Raw genomic sequence first — 16,051 nt, 5'->3', positions numbered from 1 at the left:
GTATCGGCCACTCGACTAGGACGACTGTCCGAGTATCCGAAGGGGGATCACCGTGGCTGAGTTGTTGCGCCGAACCCTGGCTCACCGGGTGGGCGCCGCGCTGGACGTGCGCTGGGGACGGCGGCTGGCCCGGCGCGCGGTGCCGCGGCCGCCAGGGGTCCGGCTCGCCAGGCTGGCCACCGCGACCGTGCGGCATCTGGACACCGATCCGCGTGGCGAGCGGGCCGTGCCACTGGTGGTGCTGCTGGCCGATCCGCCGGTCACCGTGGAGTCCTATGTGGACGTGGTGGAGTTGTTGCGCCCCAGTCATCGGGTGGTGGTGGCCGAACTGCCCGGCTTTGGCTTCAGCGCCCCGCTGCGTGGTTACGACTTCCGGTTCCACCCGGTCAACGACGTGCTCGCCGAGTTCCTCACCGGTCTTGGCGGGTCGCACACCACGCTGGTCGCCCCGTGCGGTGCGGCCTACTGCGGGCTGGACCTGGCCGGTCGCCGTCCCGGCCTGATCGATCGGCTGGTGCTGTCCCAGGCCCCTGGCTGGGCGGCCGAACTGGCCTGGCGGGACGCGCGAAACCGGGTCACCAAGGGAATGCTGCGCCGCCCGGTGCTCGGTCAGCTGCTGCTGCGGGCGGTGCAGGCCGACCGCGGCGGCGAGTGGTTGCGCCAGGTCTGCGCCACCCCGGAGGTGCGGGAACGCCTGCTCGCCGACTTCGCCGCCGCGTCCACAGCGGGTGCGTTGTTCAGCCTGGCCTCGGTGTTCCAGCAGTACCTCGCGGGTCCGGCGCCCCTGGTCGATCCCGGCGGCACCGAGGTCATCGCGCTGTGGGGTGCGGCCGATCCCAGCCACGCGCGCACCGATCCGGACAGCATCAAGACCCTCGCACCGGCGGCGACCGTGCTGCGGCTGCCCGGCGTGGGGCACTTCCCCGAACTCGAACGGCCCGAGGCGCTCTCACGCGTGTTGTAAGGGTTTTGCAGGGGCCGGGTGCCAGGGTGCGGCATCAAGGAGGGAACTCTCATGCACGTAGTCGTGGGCGCCACCGGGGGAACCGGTACGGCGCTGGTGAAAGAACTGCTGGCGCGCGGCGAGAAGGTCAGGGCGGTCAGTCGCGGTGGCGACTCGGCCATCCCCGGCGCGGAGGCGGTGGCCGCGGACGCCAGTGACGCCGGGCGGATGCGCGAGGTCTGCGCCGGGGCCACCGCGGTGTACAACTGCGTCAACCCGCCGTTCCAGCAGTGGCGCTCGACCTTCCCCGAGGTGATCCGGTCACTGGTCGCCGCGGCCGGTTCGACCGGCGCGGTGCTGGCCTTCGCCGACGACACCTGGATGTACGGCACGGTGGACGGGCCGATGACCGAGGACACCCCGGTGCGCCCGGTCACCGATCTCGGCGTGCTGCGCGCGTGGCTGGCGGAGCTGACCATGGCCGCGCACCACCGGGGTGCGGCACAGGTGGTGATCGCGCGCGGCGGCGAGTTGTACGGCCCCGCGGTGGAATCGGTGCTGGGGCAGAACCTGTTCGGCCGCGCGGTGGCCGGGCGCAGGCCGATCTGGTTCGGCAACCCGGACCTGCCGATCACCCCGACCTACATCGGGGACTTCGCCGCCGGACTGGCCACCGTGGCCGCCGATCCCCAGGCCTGGGGCCAGGTCTGGCACGTCCCGCACACCGCGCCGACCACCGGCCGGGAGTTCGCGGCCACCCTGGCCGGACAGCTCGGGCAACCGGCGAGGCTGACCGCGGTGTCGGAGACCATGGTGACCCCGCTCAAGCTGATCTCGACGGTGGCGAAGTTCGGCGCGGCACTGCTCTACCAGTTCGACCAGCCGTTCGTGGTCGACGGCAGCCGTTACCTGGCCCGGTATCCCGGCAGCGCGGCAACGTCCTATGTGGACGGGATAAGCCAGACCGTGGCCTGGTACCGGGAGAACCGGGCGCGGATCCGGACCAGCATGATGCCGAAGTGACCGGACGGCCCAGGCCGGCTGCCCTGTTATGATCCCGCGATGCGGCGGGTCCCCATTGGCGAGCTGATCTCGGTCGCCGGTCACAATTTCCACGTGCGCCAGGACGGCGATCCCACGGCCAGGCCACTCGTCCTGCTGCACGGGTTCCGCGGCTCGATGCACTGGTTCGACCGGCTGACCCCGTTGCTGGCCACCGATTTCCGGGTGATCCGGGTCGACCTGCCCGGCCACGGCTGCACCGGCGGCAGCACCGACCTGGACGCGTTGTCACAGGGTCGCGCCGTCGCGGCGCTGGTGAAGGAACTCGACCTCAGCGACGCGGCGGTGGCCGGTCACTCCTATGGCGCGGACGTCACCCTGGCCCTGGCCGCGCAGTCCGACCGGGTCAGCGCGGTGGTGGTGATCGCCCAGGGCCCGGACTACACCTACGCCTCGACCCCGCGCGGCAGCGCCTTCCTGGTCTCCTTGTTCAGCGTGATCGCCCGCACCATCGCGTACTGGCCGGTGACGCACTGGATTTCCCGTTTCCTGCCAGGGAAGAACTTCGACAACCCCATCCAGGCAGTCCTCGACCAGGCCGCGACCGCGCCCCGCCTGACCCGGATGATCTTCGTTGACCGGGGCCCGATCCTCGCCCAGCACCCGCTCGACGCCCAGCTCCGCGACCTCGGCCTGCCCAGCCTGGTGATCCTGGGCGAGCAGGACCCCTACTACGACTGCGCCAAAACCACCGCCCGCTACACCGCAGCCGGTGTCCAGGTGAAGGTCATCCCCGGCGCGCCGCACTCACCGTTCCTGGCCCAGCCGAGCGCGGTCGCCGGCCTGCTGTGGGAGTTCCTGCGCCGGTGACCTACCCGGTGACGGTCCGCTCGAAGAAGTACCAGTACTGCTGAAGGTGTGGCGGGATCTCGGTGCCCGGGTACGGGTCTCGCCGCACGAACCCCCGCGACTGGTACATGCCCTGGGCGTCGGCCATGAAGCGCGCGGTGTCGAGCCGGATCGTCGAGGCGTCCAGCCGGGCGGCCTGGTCGAGCAGGCCGTCCAGGAGCCGGGAGCCGACGCCCTGACCGCGCCAGGCCGGGCGGACGTACATCCGCTTGATCTCCGCCACGCCCGGTTCCAGGGTCCGCACCGCCCCGGTCCCGGCCAGCTCGCCGGACTCGGCCACCGCGACCAGCAGCACACTCGCCGGCGTGGCGTACTCGGCCAGGCCGGCCCGCATGGCCGAGGGGTCGGTGGGTGAGTCGACGCCGAAGGTGGCCCGGAGCTGTCCGGTGGCCCAGGTCATGTACTCGACCAGGAGGTCACCGACCGCGTCCGCCTCGGTGCGGAGAGCGGCGGGGCGGACGGTGAGCACGGGGTGCGACATGATCGCAGGCTCTCACACCGGCCGGCGGCCGTCGGCCGGCACGTCAGTCCCGCGCGGCCACCGAGCGGCGGTCGGCCAGCACCCGCTGCTTGGCGTTCTCGATGTGCTCGCGCATCCGCGCCGCCGCCCGCTCCGGATCGCCCTCGGCCAGTGCCTGGTGCACCGCGCGGTGTTCCTCGGCGGCCAGGCCGGGCGCGCCGCGGGCCGAGCCGAGGGTGGCGAAGAACCGGAACCGCTGCACCTGGCCGCCGAGTGCCTGGTAGGCCCTGACCAGGAACGGGTTGTCCGCCTGGGTGGCGATCAGCAGGTGGAAGCGCTCGTCGATCAGCCAGTAGGAGCTGAACACCTTGTCATCCGGTGATTTCGCGGCCGCGGCCAGTTCGTCCACAGTGGACAGGACATCGGCCAGGAACTCCGGGGTGGTCCGGCGGGCCGCCTCGTGTGCCAGCGCCGGTTCCAGCACCAGGCGGGCGTCCATCAGCTTGATCAGCTCGTGTTCGCTGAGCAGCGGCGCGACCCGGTAGCCCTTGAGTGCCTCGCGCCGCACCAGGCCGGTGTGCTCCAGCCGGGCCAGGGCCTCGCGCAGCGGGGTCTGGCTGACATCGAGGTCGCGGGAGAGCGCGCCGATGTTGACCGGTTCGCCAGCCGACCACTTGCCGTCGGTGAACTGCGCGAGCAGCACCTCGTACATCTTGTCCGCGAGCGGCTGCCTGCTGGACTTCCGCGGCGAGGCCATCCCCAACCCTCCTTCTCGACGCGTCACGATAGCCCGCCGGTCGAAACTATACTATTGACATCGATCCTATAGTTTCGGCATGAGCAAGCGAGTCCTGGTCACCACGCCCTACCTCGAACCCGGCGGGGAGGTGGACCGGCTGCTGACCGAGGCCGGGTTCGACACCGTCTTCGCCCCCGCCTCGCTGCGCCAGGCCACCGGGCTGAGCCTGACCGGCGTGGTGCGCGAGGCGGACGGGATCGTGGCGGGCACCGACGCCTTCACCGCCGAGGTCATCGCGGCCGCGCCCCGGCTGCGCGTGTTCGGCCGCTGCGGGGCGGGGTACGACAACATCGACGTGGCCTGCGCGACCCGGCACGGCGTCGCCGTCACGCACACCCCCGGCGCGAACCGCCGCTCGGTGGCCGAACACGTCCTCGCGCTGATGCTCAACTGCGCCCGGCTCATCCCGCAGAACACCGCCGCGATCCGGGCCGGTGACTGGGCCCAGCGCAGCGGGTGCGAACTGCACGGCGCCACCCTCGGCCTGGTCGGGCTCGGCGCGATCGGGCAGACCGTGGCCCGGCTCGCGCTGGCCCTCGGCATGCGGGTGCTGGCAACCGAGCCCGACCCGGACCGGGAGTTCCTGGCCGAGACCGGCGTGCGCGTCCTGCCCCTGCCCGAACTGCTGGCCGAGGCCGATTTCGTCAGCCTGCACCTGTTCCTGGCCGAGTCCACCCGCAACCTCATTGACGCGGAGGCGTTGCGCGCCATGAAAACCAGCGCCTACCTGATCAACACCGCTCGCGGCGGGATCGTCGACGAACAGGCACTGGCCGAGGCCCTGGAACGCGGCGAACTGGGTGGCGCGGCGCTGGATGTGCTTGCCCAGGAACCATTACCCGCCGACAGCAGGCTGCGCGGGCTGGACAACGTGCTGATCACCGCGCACATCGGCGGCGCCACCACCCAGGCCCGTTCCCGGTCCAGCCTGCTGGCCGCCCGGCAGGTCGTCGACGTCCTGCACGGGCGGGTGCCCGCACACCTGGTCAATCCCGAGTACGCCCGGGAGGTCCGGTGATCGACATCGACCGGCTGGCCGCGAACCTCGGCTGGCTGTTCACCGAACTGCCCTTCGCGCAACGCTTCGACGCCGCGGCCGCCGCCGGGTTCACCGCGGTGGAGTACGCCGACCCGTACCCCTTCCCGGCCGCCGAACTACAGCGCAGGCTCACCGACGCCGGCCTGGTCCAGGTGCTGATCAACTCGCCGCAGCGCGGCACCGGCACCGCCTGCGTGCCGGAGCACATCGCCGAGTTCCGCGCCGGCCTGGCCCTCGCCCTGGGCTACGCGGTCGAACTGGGGGCGTCCTTCCTGCACGTGCCCGCCGGGATCCGCCCAGCGCACCTGAGCCGGGATCGCGCGTTCGCCTGCTACGTGGCCAATATCGCCTGGGCCGCCCAGCAGGCCCGCGACACCGGCGTGCGGATCGTGCTGGAGGCGCAGAACAAACAGGACAAGCCGGGTTTCCTGCTCGACGACCAGGCGCACGCCGCCGCGGCGGTGGCGGCGATCGGCGCGGACCACGTCGGCCTGCTCCTCGACGTCTACCACGCCCGGCACGACGAACCCGATGTACTGGCCGCGCTGCGTGAGTTCCTGCCGCGGACCTGGCACGTGCAGATCGCCGACGTGCCCGGCCGCGGCGAACCCGGCACCGGCGACATCCCGTGGCCGGAGGTGTTCGCGCTACTGGAAGCGCACCGCGGCTGGATCGGCTGCGAGTACCGGCCGAGCAGTCCCACCGGCCTCGGCTGGCTGCGATGACCAGGGTCGCGCTGATCAGCGCGACCCCCGGCGCCATCGGTCCGGCCAAGTCCGCCCTGGCCGAGCGGTTTCCCGCGGCGGAGCTGTGGAACCTGCTCGACGACAGGCTGCTCTCCGACGCGCGCAACGGCGTCACCCCCGAACTGGCCGAGCGGATGCGGCGGCTGATCGGCTACGCGGTGGACGGCGGCGCGGACGCGGTGCTGCTCACCTGCTCGCTCTACGGCCACCTCGCCCGCACCAGCACCGCGCCGGTGCCGGTGCTCGCCCCGGACGACGCCGCCTTCGACGACGTGCTCGCCCGCCACCCACGCCGGGTGCTGGTGCTCGCCTCGATCCCGGCGGCCCTGCACGATTCGGTCACCCGCCTGCGCGACAGAGCCCCCGGACTCCACGTGGTCGGCGTGCACGCACCCGAGGCTTTCGCCGCCACCGGCGACACCAAGGCGCTGACCGACATCCTGCTGCGTGCCTGCCAGCAGGAGTCCACTGTGGACGCCGTGCTGCTGGCCCAGTACACCCTGGCGCCCGCCACGGTGCCGCTGGCCGCGCAGACCGGCCTGCCGGTGTTCTCCGGCCCACGCAGTGCGGCAGCCCGGCTCAGAACGTTGGTGGGCCAATGCTCGGGGTGATCGCCGACGATGTCACCGGCGCCACCGACGTGGCCGTGTCGTTACGCCGCAACGGGTTGCGCACCCTGCTCTACTTCGGCACCCCACCGCCGGAGACCGAACCACCCGCGGCCGAGGCCGTGGTGGTGGCCTTGCGCAGCCGGATGATCCCGGCCGCTGCCGCGGTCACCGACTCGCTGCGCGCACTGGGCTGGCTGCGCGGGCACCGGGTGCGGCAGGTCTACTTCAAGTACTGCTCCACCTTCGACTCCACCGCCGAGGGCAACATCGGCCCGGTCCTCGCAGCCCTGGCCACCGCACTCGACGCCAGGACCGTGGTGACCACCCCCAGCTCACCACAGCACGGCCGCACCCAGTACCGCGGCCACCTGTTCGTCGGCGACGAGCTGCTCGCCGACTCCCCCATGCGCGACCACCCGCTGACCCCGATGCGCGACTCGAACCTGGTGCGCCTGCTGCAGGCCCAGGTCCCCGAACCGGTCGGCCTGCTCGGCCACGACACCGTGCGCGCGGGCGGCGCGGCGCTCCGCCGGGCGATCCGGCAGGCCACCGCCCACTACCTGCTCGCCGACGCCACCACCGAGGAGGACCTCCGGGTGCTGGGCCGGGTCCTGGCGGAGGACCCCCTGGTGGCCGGGGCGGCGGGTCTGGCGGGCGGACTCGCGGCCGCGCTCGGCCGCGGCCACCCACCCGAGGACGAGTTCGACCTCGGCGGCCCGGCGGCCGTCCTCTCCGGAAGCTGCTCCGCCCGCACCCTGGAACAGGTCGGCGAACTCCTGCGCCTGGGCAGACCGGCCCACCGCCTCGACCCGATCGCCCAGCCCGACCCGGAAACCCTTGCCGCCCAAGCCCTCGACTGGTTCGACACCACCACCGGCCACGGCCCGCTGATCTACTCCACGATGAGTCCGGCCGAACTGCGCCACACCCAGGACGCCCTCGGCGTCGAGGGCTCGGCCCGGATCCTGGAACGCGCCACCGGCCTGATCGCGGTCGGCCTGGCCCGGCGCGGGATCCGCCGGTTGATCACCGCGGGCGGCGAGACCTCCGGCGCGGTGGTGGCCGCCCTCGGCGTGCGCGGCGGCGCGATCGGCCCCGAGGCCGCGCCCGGCGTGCCCTGGATCCGCCCGGTCGACCCCGCACATCCCTTGCTACTGCTCAAATCCGGCAACTTCGGCGCGCCCGACCTGCTCGCCACCGCCTCCACACCCCACCGAACGGACCCGCCATGTCCCCTCGCCCCGTGATCACCCTGTTCAGCGCGCTCGCCGTGCGCACCGCCCTCGACGACGTGCTGCTCCCGGCCTTCACCCTGGACGCCAGGGTCGACATCGAGGCCAGCTACGACCCGACCACCGTGCTGACCCAGCGCATCACCGCGGGCGCCCGCCCCGAGCTGGTGATCGCGATCTCGGACGCCTTCCCGGCCCTGGCCGGGCTGGGCGCCATCGACCCGTCCTCCCGCCGGGTGCTGGCCCGCAGCGGCATCGGCATCGCCGTCCCAGCCGGCACGACCCCGCCCGATCTGTCCACAGTGGACTCCTTGCGCACCGCGCTGACCGCTGCCCGCTCGGTCGCCTACTCCCGCACCGGGGCCAGCGGCATCCACTTCGCCGCCCTGATCGAGGAACTGGGCATCGCCGGGCAGGTGAACGCCCAAGCCACCGTGCTGCCCAAGGGATTCACCGCCACCGCGCTGCTCGACGGCCGGGCCGACCTGGCCGTGCAGCAACTCAGCGAACTGGCCGCCGTGCCCGGCGTGCGCATCGCCGGTCCACTCCCGGACGAGGTCCAGCAGCACAGCGAACTCTCCCTCGCGCTGTCCCCGGACGCCGGCCTGTCAGCGACCGGGCTGGCCCGTTACCTCAGCAGTCCGGTGGCGGCGGCCGCCTTCGCCGCGGCCGGGCTGTTACCGGCATGAACGCCGTCTACGCCCTCGGGGCGTTCATCGCGGTCATCGTGCTGTGGAACGCGGTGTTCAAGCGCAACATCGGCGAGGCCATGGTGGTCGGCTTCCTGGTCACCGCCGCCTTCGCCGGTACCGACGCGCTCGCGGTCGGCTGGCAGGGCCTGCTGGACGGGCTCAAATCCGAGATCACCTTCGCCGCACTGGCCTTCGTCTTCGTCAGCGAACTGCTCACCTGCACCGGCCTGGTGCAACGCCTGGTCGACATCCTCAGCTCGCTGCTGGGCCGCCGCCGCGGTGGCTCGGCCTACGCCGCGACCGTGGCCGCCGGGCTGTTCGGCGCGGTGGCGCACAACGGCGCGGCGATCGTGGCCACCATCGGCTCCATCACCATCCCCTGGCTGAAACGCTCCGGCGCCAGCGGCGAGACCGCGGCCCTGGTCCTGTCCGGCAACGCCGGGGTCGGCGCCACCTTCCCGTTCAGCGGCGCGTTCTTCCTGCTGCTCGCCGCGCCCACCGTGCTGCCCGTGCTGGGCACCGGCGGCATGGTCGCCACCATGTTCGTCACCGGCGCCTGGATGGTGCTGATGCGCCTGATCGTGGCCCGGCTGATCGTGGCCAGGCGCGGGGTGGGCGCGATGAACCCGGCCGATGTGCACCCCGTCGGCCGGACCTTCCGCGCGGGCTGGACCTCGCTGCTGGTGCTGGCCTCGGTGGCGGTGCCGGTACTGCTCACCGCGCCGCCGACCAGAGACCTGGTCTCCGCCCACGTCGGGGTGGCCGTGGACAAGGCGATCCCGATGCTGGTGTGGCTGCCGGTGGTGATGCTGCTGGTCGGCCTGCTGGTCGAACGCCGGAACCTACCGAACGGTCGGGCGCAGTGGTGGGACCTGCTGGGCACGGTCGGCCCGAAACTCGGCCTGGTCGGCGTCACCATGATCGCCGCCTTCGCCGCCTCCAACGTGCTCACCACCCTGGGCCTCGGCGCTCAGCTCGCCCCGCTGCTGACCGGACTCACCGGACTGTCCCCACTGGTCGCGGCCATCGTGGTCGGGCTGGTGATCGTGATCGTGGCCGGACCGCTCAACACCACCTCCACGGTGGCCGCCATCGGCCCGGTCGCTTTCGCCGCGCTGACCGCGGCGGGCATCCCGCCGCACGTGGCCTTCGCCGCGATCCTGGTCTGGGCCTCCTCGGAAGGCTGCTCGCCGCCCGGCGCCGCACCGCTGTACGTGGCCGCTGGCATCGCCGGGATCAACCCGGTCCGGGTCTTCCTCCCGGTCGTCCTCTACTACCTGCTGCCCACCCTGCTCTTCGGCGTGCTGATCGCGGTCGGCGTGCTGTGGCTGCCCAGCTGACCCCCAGGAGCGTGCGCCCGTGTACCGGATCCTGCTGTTCGCCACCCGCCTGTGCCTGCTCGCCTTCCTGCTCGGCGGCGTGGCCGTCATCGCCGGTCAGACCACCGGCATCCTGCTCGGCTCCGGCCGGCTGGTGCGGGTCTTCGGCGACTCGGTGGCCGATGCCGTCTGCGCCACCGCGGCCCTCGCGGGCGTGTTCGCCTTCCTACTGCGCTACACCGGGGAGGGCAGGGCGGAGCTGACCGAGGAGTGACCGGCGGATGTGCCGGTGCGATCATCGCCACATGACGGATGACGGGCGGCGCGATCTGGCGCGGATGCGGGCCTCGGCGCGGGTGTGGCCGGAGCTGCGGTGCGAGCCGGGGCCGGACGCGGGCTTCCCGGAGGACGTCAACTTCGAGCGGCGGGCCGAGGTGCTGCGGGCGTTGCAGCACGACCGGCGGCCGGGAGACCTGGAACTGGTGCGCTGGCTACTGGCCCAGGAGGTGGCGCAGTGCAGGCGGTCGTGGGGGCTGGCCGAGGAAACCCAGCTGGCCGGGTACCTGCTCGCGGAGTACCGGCAGGTCGAGGACGTGTGGTTGCAGTGGGACCTCAAGTCAGCGAACTTCGACACCCAGTGCGGCTACGACGGGCTGTACCTGGTCGCCGCCGGGGTGACGGCCACGATCGAGTTCGTGCGGGCGAGCGAACACGCCGACCGGGACGCGGTGCTGGCGTACCTGCACAACGCGGACGGCGTGCCGGAGTGGTCCGAACCGGAGCTGGCCGCCTGGTTCGCGGCCCGGCGCGAGTGGTTCCCGGCCACGCCGGGCTAGGCGGGCCCGGCCGGACGGTCGGGCGGGTAGCATCGCCGCCGTGCCCGGCAGCGTTCCGCCACCGCCCCAACGCGGTCTGCTCACCGAGACCATCTCCCGGCAGCTCCGCCAGGAAATCCTCTCCGGTGAACCGGCCACCGGCGCCAAACTGCCCTCCGAACGTGAGCTGGCAGTGCGATTCGGGGCCAGTCGCAACGTGGTCCGCGAGGTGCTGCGCCGACTGGAGGCCCAGCACCTGATCGAGATCGCGCCAGGGCGGGGTTCGTTCGTGGCGCAACGGTCCGCGGCGGAGGCACACAGCTACGACGCGCTCTACCGCACCAGCAGGCCCACCGTGCGCCAGGTGATGGCGGCCCGGATCGTGCTCGAAGTGGAAACCGTCGCGCTGGCCACCCAGAACGGCAGCGAAGCCGAGGTGGCCGCGATCCGGGCGGCGCACGAGCGGGTGCTGGCCGCCACCGACGTGGTGACCAAGGCCCAGGCCGACGTGGACTTCCACGACACCATCGCCGCGGCCGCGGGCAACCCGGTGCTGCGGATCATGCTGGCCTCGATCAGCGGGATGATGTTCGAGATCATGCTGCGCTCCAACTCCGACACCGCCGACCCTGGTCCGGGAGTGCCGCACCATCCGGAGATCGTGGCCGCCATCGAGGCCCGCGACGTCGAACTGGCCCGGCACTGCATGCACGAGCACCTCGCCCTGGCCGGGCGCAGCTGGGGGCCGGAGGCGGACCTGAGCGTGGACGTGATGGCCTCCCGGCAGCTGGAGAACCTGCTCGACCGGTCGGCTCAGCGCAGCAGCTGACCGAGCACGGCCTCGTAGCGCTCCCGGTCGAACCTGATCGTCGGCAGCGCGGCGTAGTCCGCCGAGGGTCCGGGCTCCTGGTCGCTGCCGTACTCCCAGGCGAAGTCGGTCCAGCTCACTGTGTCCTGGTCGTGGGTGACGCGGACGGCGAAGACCCCGCAGTCGAGGTCGGCGCAGCGCGCGCAGCCGTACAGCGGCACCCGCCCGGAAGGCAGCACGCCACCGGGCCTGCCGAGCAGCGCGCGCAGGTCGTCGAGATCGCGGGTGGCCAGCACGCTGGAGTCACCGGGAGTCGGGCCCGCGCAGTCGAACCGGGACATCCAGCGGGCCAGCGGTGCGCCGTCGATGTGCCAGTCGGCCAGGTTCGGATCGGCGCTCGAACGGCCGACGGAGAGCAGGTTCGCCATGCGTGCGGAGGCTAGTCGGTGATCGCGTTGAGGTAGTGGGCCAGTGCCGGGCCGCCGCGGCTCATCTCGACCAGTTCCAGGCGCAGGCCGTCGCTGGTCCGGTGGTAGCACACACCCGGTTCGGTGTCCCCGGCCAGCACCACCGCCTCGGCCTCCAGCGGGAAGCCGGCCGCGGTCATCCTGGCCGACTCCGCGCGCACGTCGTGTGCCCAGAAGCCCAGGTGGTGCAGGCCGGGTTCGGACCACACGGTGCCGGGGGTCAGCTCAAGCAGTTCCAGGTAGGGCGGCCCCTGCCTGGACATGGTGAGCATCGGGCCGGTGTGCGGCGGGCCGTCGCCGGTGACCTGGTGGCCGCTGCGCACCGGCGGCAGCCAGCGCAGGCCGAGCAGGTCGGTGAGTTCGGCCATGGCGCGGTGCAGGTCGGACACGACCACGCCGAGGTGGTAGTCCGGAACGATCACGGGCATCGCTGGGTCCCTTCGCCGGGGTGGAGCCTGGGACCCGAACAATACGACCGACCGGTCGGACTTATTGTGTTAGGTTGTTCACATGCCGAACGCGAACTCCGGGGGTGACGGCCGCCGACAGCGTGGCGACCGCACTCGGGCCGCCGTGCTGGACGCGGCCGTCGACCTGGCCTCCACCGACGGTCTCGACGGCCTGTCCCTGGCCCAGCTGGCCGGACGGCTCGGGGTCAGCAAGTCCGGGCTGTTCACGCACTGGCCGGACAAGCAGACCCTGCAACTGGCCGTGATCGACCGCGCCCGCGAGCAATGGGCCGACCTGGTCGTCCGCCCGGCACTGGCCGAGCACACCGGTGTCCGGGCGCTGTGGGCGGTGCACGAGCGCCGGCTGGCCTTCTACGCCGACGGCGTGCTGCCCGGCGGGTGCTTCTTCGTCGCCACCCAGGCGGAGTTCGACGACCAGCCGGGCGCCGTCCGGGACCGCCTGGTCGCGCTGCTGCACGAGTGGGTCGACCTGCTGTGTTCGCTGACGACGGAGGCCATCGCGGCCGGGGAACTGCGCGCGGACACCGATCCCGCCCTGCTGGCCTACGAACTCGACGCACTCGGCCAGTCCGTGGTCACCCGGGCCCGCCTGCACGACGCTGACACCGCCTTCGGGCACGCCCGCGCCGCGGTGCTCACCCGGCTGCGCGGCCTGTGCCTGCACCCGGACCTGCTCCCGAGGCGGTAGCGCCGCCCCCTTGCCCCGGGGCGGGCTCGGACGTACTGTCTGGCCGAACTGGTCCTACCAGTTGGACCACGTGAGGAGGTGGGCCGCCGATGCCGTCGACCCGGCGCGGGTTCCTCACCATGCTCGGGGCTGTTTCCGCTGGTGCCGCCCTCGCGGGCTGTGGTCAGGGCAGTCCTGGGCGGGACACGCCGTTGCGAGTGCTGGCCGCCAACCACGTGTGGACGCGGGCGGTACGGGAGCGGATCGGCGAGTTCGAGGACCTGGTGCGCAGGCGGGTCACCATCAGCATGCTCACCGGCGATCAGCTGGCCAGTGCCTACAACGTCAAGCTCAACGCCTCGGCCACCGACATCGACGTGATGATGGTGCGGGCGCTGCAGGAACAGGCCCTGTTCACCCGCAACGGCTGGCTGGCCGACCTGACCGACCTGGTCGGCGGGGACGCCGAGTACCGCTGGTCCGACTTCCAGCAGGCACCGCGCACCGCCTCGATCGTGGCCGGGCGGGTGCGGTCGGTGCCGGTGGTCACCGAGCGACCGGTCCTCTACTACCGCAAGGACCTCACCGGCCCGCCCGGCACCCTGGCCGAACTCCTGGACAGCGCGGTGCGGCTGCATGATCCGGGGCGCGGGGTGTTCGGCGCGGTCGGGCGGGGGCAGCGGACCGGGGCGGTGACGCAGTGGTCCAGTTTCCTGTACTCCCACGGCGGTGACTTCGTGGTGGACGGGCGCTCGGCCATCGGCAGTCCGGCCGCGATCAGCGCCTACCAGTACTACGGCGAACTGCTCGGGCGGGCGGGGCCGCCGGGGGTGGCGAACATGAGCCTGGAGCAGGCGATGCCGGTGTTCGCGCAGGGCAAGGCGGCCTTCTACGTGGACGCGGACGCGATCTACACCAGCATCGTCGACCCCAAGACCTCGCTGGTGCGGGACCGGGTGGGCTTCGCACCTTTCCCCGCCGGTCCGGCGGGGTCCAGACCCTACAACGTCCCGTCCTGGAGCCTGGGCATCAACCGATACTCCTTGCTGCAAGAGGATTCCTGGCGGTTCCTGCGCTGGGCCTCCTCCCCCGCGATGGTTTCCGCCTTGCAGGCCAAGGGGATTCCGGGAGCACGGGAGTCGGCGTGGGCCGATCTGGCCACGCTGACCGGGTTCCCACCGGAGCTGGCGGCGGCGATGCGGGTCAACGCACGCAACGGGATCGGCTCGGACCGGCCGCGGGTGTTGCAGGTCGGGCGGGCCCGGGACATCGTGGGCGCACCACTGGTGGCCGGGGTGCTCGGGCAGCCGGTGGCCCCGGCGGCGCGGGCGGCCGATGTGGAACTCGCCGCGTTCCTGGTGCGGGACAACCGGCATCGGGAGCAGCGGTGACCGGGGCGCAGCGCAGGCTGCGCTGGCTGATGCTGGGACCGGCGCTGGCCTTCGTCGGGTTGATGATCGTCTTTCCGCTGGTGTACACGCTGTACCTGAGTTTCACCGACGCTTTCGGCGCGGTGAACGCGGAGGCGGGGTTCGCCGGGCTGCGCAACTACGCCGACGCACTCGGTGACGGGCGGCGGTTCTGGCCCGCGTTCTGGCGCACGGTGGTGTTCACCGTGGGCGCGGTCGCGGTGGAGGCGGTGCTCGGACTGGCGCTGGCCATGTTGCTGCGCAAGGCTTTCCGCGGGGTGCGCTGGGTGCGCACGGTGCTGATCGTGCCGCTGCTGACCGCGCCGGTCGCCATCGGTGTGCTGTGGCTGCTGATCCTGGACCCCACCAACGGCGTGGCCAACCACCTGCTGACCGCGATCGGCCTGCCCCGGCAGGCGTTCCTGGGTTCGGTGTCCGGATCGCTGCCCACGCTGATGGCCATCGACGTGTGGCAGTGGACGCCGATGATGGCGATCCTGTTGCTGGCCGGGCTGTCCACGCTGCCGACCGAACCGGAGGAGGCCGCGCTGGTGGACGGAGCCAGTGCCTGGCAACGGTTCCGGCACGTGGTGCTGCCGATGCTGCTGCCCGCGCTGACCGCCGCGGTGCTGCTGCGCACGGTGGACGCGCTCAAGACCTTCGACCTCATCTACGCCACCAAGGGCGCGGGCGGCGGGTCCGCCTTCGAGGCCGAGACACTCAACGTGCTGGCCTACGGGCTCACCTTCGACTACCAGGAGTACGCCCTGGCCTCGGCGGTGCTGGTGCTGTTCACCGTGGTCATCGTCGGGGTGGTGCTGGTCGTGCGCCGCCGCCCGGGACGGGAGGCCGTGTGAGCGCGAAGTCCTGGCTGCGCGGTGGCGCGATCACGGTGGCACTGCTGGTGCTGGTGCTGCCGGTGGTGTGGATGGTCGCCTCGGCGTTCAAGACCAACGTGCAGATCACCGATCCCGGTTCCTGGCTGGTGTTCACGCCGACGCTGGAGAACTTCGGCAACGTGCTCTCCGGCGGCGAACTGCCCTCCTCGATGCTCAACTCGCTGATCGTCGGCGTCACTTCCACCGCGCTCTCGGCGGTGCTGGCGGTGCCCGCGGCCTGGGCGGTCGGCCGTTTCCGCTTGCACGGCACGGGTTCGCTGGTGCTGGTGGCCCGGATCGTGCCCGCGATATCCCTGCTGGTGCCCTGGTACTACCTGTTCGCCCAGCTCGGCCTGGTCGGCAGTCACGCGGTGCTGGTGCTCAGCCACATGTTCGTCTCGGTGCCGCTGATCCTGTGGGTGATGATCAGCTTCTTCGAGGGCCTGCCGGTGGAGCTGGAGGAAGCGGCGCAGATCGACGGGCTCACCCCGTTCGGCACCTTCCTGCGCATCGCGCTGCCGCTGGCCATGCCGGGTATCGCCACCGCCTGCGTGCTGGCCTTCATCTCCAGCTGGAACAACTTCATGTTCGCGCTGATCCTGGCCGATGAGGACACCAAGACCCTGCCGGTGACGTTGTTCTCCTTCGTCTCCTACGCGGGCACCGACTGGGGTGGGCTGATGGCCGCGGCCACCATCACCACCCTGCCCGCGCTGGCGGTGGCCCTGTTGGCGCAGAAGCACATCGTCGCCGGGCTGACCGCGGGCGCCACCAAGGGCTGAGTG

At 72.0% G+C, this 16,051-nt stretch carries 20 protein-coding genes; 16 read left to right on the top strand and 4 right to left on the bottom strand.

The features are described from left to right. Nucleotides 1-52: 52 nt before the first annotated feature. From HNR67_RS24340 to HNR67_RS24330, 3 genes are read left to right on the top strand one after another with little or no spacing between them, the layout of a single operon-like run. The gene (locus HNR67_RS24340) at nt 53-964 is read left to right on the top strand and encodes an alpha/beta fold hydrolase (protein WP_185004547.1); all 912 of its coding nucleotides are present in this window, start codon (nt 53-55) and stop codon (nt 962-964) included. A 51-nt stretch (nt 965-1,015) separates the two neighbouring features. Then, nucleotides 1,016-1,966: an NAD-dependent epimerase/dehydratase family protein gene (locus tag HNR67_RS24335; protein WP_185004546.1), complete on the top strand. Its 951-nt coding sequence runs from the start codon at nt 1,016-1,018 to the stop codon at nt 1,964-1,966. Nucleotides 1,967-2,005: 39 nt separating this feature from the next. Further along, nucleotides 2,006-2,815 carry an alpha/beta fold hydrolase gene (locus HNR67_RS24330; protein ID WP_185004545.1) on the top strand — a complete coding sequence of 270 codons (810 nt, stop codon included), beginning with the start codon at nt 2,006-2,008 and terminating at the stop codon, nt 2,813-2,815. A 1-nt stretch (nt 2,816) separates the two neighbouring features. On the opposite strand, the gene HNR67_RS24325 is transcribed toward HNR67_RS24330, so the two are convergent. Further along, nucleotides 2,817-3,335, bottom strand: a complete 519-nt coding sequence (locus tag HNR67_RS24325) for a GNAT family N-acetyltransferase (protein ID WP_185004544.1) — start codon at nt 3,333-3,335, stop codon at nt 2,817-2,819. 43 nt (nt 3,336-3,378) lie between these two features. Next, nucleotides 3,379-4,071, bottom strand: coding sequence for a GntR family transcriptional regulator (locus tag HNR67_RS24320; protein ID WP_185004543.1), 693 nt, complete (start codon nt 4,069-4,071; stop codon nt 3,379-3,381). 79 nt (nt 4,072-4,150) lie between these two features. Here HNR67_RS24320 and HNR67_RS24315 point away from each other — a divergent pair, with 79 nt between their 5' ends. The 9 genes from HNR67_RS24315 to HNR67_RS24275 are packed head-to-tail and all read left to right on the top strand — an operon-like array spanning nt 4,151 to nt 11,396. After that, entirely contained in the window at nt 4,151-5,131 is a 981-nt protein-coding gene (locus tag HNR67_RS24315; RefSeq protein WP_185004542.1) for a phosphoglycerate dehydrogenase, read from the top strand. Then, entirely contained in the window at nt 5,128-5,877 is a 750-nt protein-coding gene (locus HNR67_RS24310; protein WP_312987926.1) for a hydroxypyruvate isomerase family protein, read from the top strand. The genes HNR67_RS24315 and HNR67_RS24310 overlap by 4 nt, the downstream gene beginning before the upstream one ends. After that, entirely contained in the window at nt 5,874-6,509 is a 636-nt protein-coding gene (locus HNR67_RS24305) for a hypothetical protein (protein ID WP_185004541.1), read from the top strand. Before HNR67_RS24310 ends, HNR67_RS24305 begins: the two co-directional genes overlap by 4 nt. Then, on the top strand, nt 6,497-7,756 hold the full coding sequence (gene otnK, locus HNR67_RS24300; protein WP_185004540.1) for a 3-oxo-tetronate kinase: 1,260 nt from the start codon (nt 6,497-6,499) through the stop codon (nt 7,754-7,756). Before HNR67_RS24305 ends, otnK begins: the two co-directional genes overlap by 13 nt. After that, a complete protein-coding gene (locus HNR67_RS24295; RefSeq protein ID WP_221490029.1) occupies nt 7,738-8,430 on the top strand; it encodes a molybdate ABC transporter substrate-binding protein in 693 nt (230 codons plus the stop codon). The genes otnK and HNR67_RS24295 overlap by 19 nt, the downstream gene beginning before the upstream one ends. After that, nucleotides 8,427-9,773: a TRAP transporter large permease subunit gene (locus HNR67_RS24290; protein WP_185004539.1), complete on the top strand. Its 1,347-nt coding sequence runs from the start codon at nt 8,427-8,429 to the stop codon at nt 9,771-9,773. The genes HNR67_RS24295 and HNR67_RS24290 overlap by 4 nt, the downstream gene beginning before the upstream one ends. A 19-nt stretch (nt 9,774-9,792) precedes the next feature. Next, nucleotides 9,793-10,026, top strand: coding sequence for a hypothetical protein (locus HNR67_RS24285; protein WP_185004538.1), 234 nt, complete (start codon nt 9,793-9,795; stop codon nt 10,024-10,026). 31 nt (nt 10,027-10,057) lie between these two features. Next, nucleotides 10,058-10,588: a hypothetical protein gene (locus HNR67_RS24280; RefSeq protein ID WP_185004537.1), complete on the top strand. Its 531-nt coding sequence runs from the start codon at nt 10,058-10,060 to the stop codon at nt 10,586-10,588. A gap of 40 nt (nt 10,589-10,628) precedes the next feature. Continuing rightward, the gene (locus HNR67_RS24275) at nt 10,629-11,396 is read left to right on the top strand and encodes a FadR/GntR family transcriptional regulator (RefSeq protein WP_185004536.1); all 768 of its coding nucleotides are present in this window, start codon (nt 10,629-10,631) and stop codon (nt 11,394-11,396) included. Here the strand turns inward: HNR67_RS24275 and HNR67_RS24270 are convergent. Continuing rightward, nucleotides 11,381-11,803 (bottom strand): hypothetical protein, encoded by a 423-nt coding sequence (locus tag HNR67_RS24270; RefSeq protein WP_185004535.1) that lies wholly within the window; start codon nt 11,801-11,803, stop codon nt 11,381-11,383. The two genes, HNR67_RS24275 and HNR67_RS24270, sit on opposite strands and share 16 nt — an antisense overlap. A gap of 11 nt (nt 11,804-11,814) precedes the next feature. Next, complete coding sequence (locus HNR67_RS24265; RefSeq protein ID WP_185004534.1) at nt 11,815-12,270, bottom strand: VOC family protein; 456 nt, start codon at nt 12,268-12,270, stop codon at nt 11,815-11,817. Between the two features lie 82 nt (nt 12,271-12,352). Between HNR67_RS24265 and HNR67_RS24260 the strand changes: the two genes are divergently transcribed. From HNR67_RS24260 to HNR67_RS24245, 4 genes are all read left to right on the top strand, one after another. Continuing rightward, entirely contained in the window at nt 12,353-13,000 is a 648-nt protein-coding gene (locus HNR67_RS24260) for a TetR/AcrR family transcriptional regulator (protein ID WP_185004533.1), read from the top strand. An 89-nt stretch (nt 13,001-13,089) separates the two neighbouring features. Then, nucleotides 13,090-14,370, top strand: a complete 1,281-nt coding sequence (locus tag HNR67_RS24255) for an extracellular solute-binding protein (RefSeq protein ID WP_185004532.1) — start codon at nt 13,090-13,092, stop codon at nt 14,368-14,370. Continuing rightward, a complete protein-coding gene (locus HNR67_RS24250) occupies nt 14,367-15,245 on the top strand; it encodes a carbohydrate ABC transporter permease (protein ID WP_221490028.1) in 879 nt (292 codons plus the stop codon). The genes HNR67_RS24255 and HNR67_RS24250 overlap by 4 nt, the downstream gene beginning before the upstream one ends. Then, complete coding sequence (locus HNR67_RS24245; RefSeq protein WP_221490027.1) at nt 15,242-16,048, top strand: carbohydrate ABC transporter permease; 807 nt, start codon at nt 15,242-15,244, stop codon at nt 16,046-16,048. Before HNR67_RS24250 ends, HNR67_RS24245 begins: the two co-directional genes overlap by 4 nt. Nucleotides 16,049-16,051: the final 3 nt, after the last annotated feature.

It is taken from the genome of Crossiella cryophila (genome assembly GCF_014204915.1).
In the GTDB taxonomy this organism is placed as follows: Bacteria; Actinomycetota; Actinomycetes; order Mycobacteriales; family Pseudonocardiaceae; genus Crossiella; species Crossiella cryophila.
Note: the sequence above shows the minus strand (reverse complement) of the source record. Positions and strands in the feature narration are given on the sequence as shown.